Raw genomic sequence first — 2,060 nt, forward strand, 5'->3', positions numbered from 1 at the left:
TTCAAGTGTTTCCATTGAATGCTTACCCCTGAATCTTTTTTTATTTTCCAGCCTTGTTCACATTGTTCAAAATATTTCATCAAGAGTTGAACTGGTAAACCTCGTTGAACTTCAAACTGAGAATAAACTCCCATTTCAGCCCGGTTCAATGCTTTTGTGCACAAGTCGGTTGCCATAATTTGAATATTCCAGTTAGCAAGTTCCGGAAAATGCTCCCGCAAGACCATCACGATACTGTAGGGTTCCTGACCATTAGAGCAAGCAGCGCACCAGATTCTCAATTTCTGCGTCATTTTTCGATCTGCAATGATATCAGGCAAGATCGCTGTTTTGAGTTCGTCAAAAGGACGTCTGTCACGGAAAAAGGACGACTCATTTGTTGTCATCGCTTCCATGATTTCTTTTTCGAGATTTTTATCCAGCCGGGACCTTAAACTCAGTACGAGATCCTGAATACCGTTCATACCGTGAGCCTGAGCGATGGGAATCAGACGGGCTTCCAGCAAGTATTCTTTATTCTCGCCGAGAGAAAGCCCTGTCGTATCCAACAAAAATTTTGTAATATATTTATAATCTTCTGGAGACACGAGATCACCACTTTCTATAAAGAACAAAGCCGGGCTAATTCAGGAGCAATATTTCTGAGGGGCAAAATCTGATTGGCAAGCCCTGCATTGGCAATTGCGCCAGGCATTCCCCAAACAACACTACTCTGTTCATCTTGCGCGATAATATAACCTTTACGCTCACTAATCGATTTCGCTCCTTCAATCCCGTCGTCCCCCATTCCTGTCAGCATGACAGCCAGGACAGAACTGCCATACCATTGTGCTGCCGAAGCATACAATGGATTGACTGAAGGACGGCAAAAATGCTCGGGAGCGTTTTGATTCAAACGGATCACCATTCGATCATTCTGTTTATCAATCACCATATGATAATCACCAGGGGCGATATAAATATGGCCTCTTTCTATCTGAGCGCCATCAACGGCTTCCGCTGTCGGACGCTTTGTCTCCCGTTCAATATGCTCAGCCAGCGTTCTCGTAAACACAGGCGGCATGTGCTGTGCAATTAAGATCGGAATTGTAAAATTCTTTGGTATTGCCGATAACATCGTTTTTAACGCATTCGGACCACCGGTGCTGGATCCAACGACTAATATCATGGGAGTTTTCGCAGGATGTACTGCTGCTTTTGTTCGAAGAACTGTGTGACTCGACGAAACCGGTTTAGCGACACCTGCCAATGCCTTGATTAATGGAATCAGATCTTGAGCAACCTGTGCAATCGCCTCGGCTGCATTAGTAGCAATAGGTTTTGGAATACAACCTGCAGCTCCAAGGTCGAGCGCCTGCAAAGTCACTTCTGCTCCGGCACGAGTCAGAGAACTGGCCATAATAACCGGTATATCAGGATAATCCTGTTTAAGCTGCTTTAAGCAAGTGATCCCATCCATGACAGGCATTTCCACATCAAGAACGATCACATCAGCCTGATTATTTTTAAGCCAAGTGAGTGCCGTCTGACCATGCATCGCGGAACCGACTACTTTAATACCAGCATCCAAATTGATGGCTTGAGTCATTAATCCCCGGATCACAGCAGAGTCATCGACCAAAAGAACTTTTATGATCGAGTGGCTCACAAAACACCTGTTTCTTCCAGTTTGTCGCGGACAATGTCTTCAGTGAACGGTTTCATAATATACTCATTCGCACCAGCCTGCATGGCCTGCACGATTTGAGGCATGTCATTTTCCGTTGTACACATCACGACAATTGGTTGTTTTTGCCGATCATCAGCCCGCAATGCAGTTAAGAATTGCATGCCATCCATAATCGGCATATTCCAGTCCAGTAACACAGCATCCAGCTCAAGATTTGCTCTGGCAACTTCCAGAGCCTGCTTGCCATCTTCTGCTTCCAAGACATTAAGCCCAAGGGTTCCCATCATACGGCGGCCGACAAGTCGAACGGCCCGGGAATCATCAACAAGTAATATCGTTTTCATTTCCACCGGTCTCCCAGTATTTAAAATTATCACTTTGTAAACAACCG

Annotated in this window: 3 protein-coding genes; all 3 read right to left on the minus strand. The window is 45.2% G+C overall.

The features are described from left to right. On the minus strand, positions 1-614 hold a 614-nt coding region (locus tag Q0294_RS08780; protein ID WP_299463490.1), incomplete at its 3' end, for a CheR family methyltransferase. After that, entirely contained in the window at positions 602-1,648 is a 1,047-nt protein-coding gene (locus tag Q0294_RS08785) for a chemotaxis response regulator protein-glutamate methylesterase (protein ID WP_299463492.1), read from the minus strand. The genes Q0294_RS08785 and Q0294_RS08780, both read right to left, overlap by 13 nt. Continuing rightward, positions 1,645-2,013 carry a response regulator gene (locus Q0294_RS08790; protein WP_299463495.1) on the minus strand — a complete coding sequence of 123 codons (369 nt, stop codon included), beginning with the start codon at positions 2,011-2,013 and terminating at the stop codon, positions 1,645-1,647. Before Q0294_RS08790 ends, Q0294_RS08785 begins: the two co-directional genes overlap by 4 nt. Between the last annotated feature and the right edge of the window lie 47 nt (positions 2,014-2,060).

Origin of the sequence: uncultured Gimesia sp., from assembly GCF_937919775.1 — a bacterium.
Taxonomy (GTDB): Bacteria; Planctomycetota; Planctomycetia; order Planctomycetales; family Planctomycetaceae; genus Gimesia.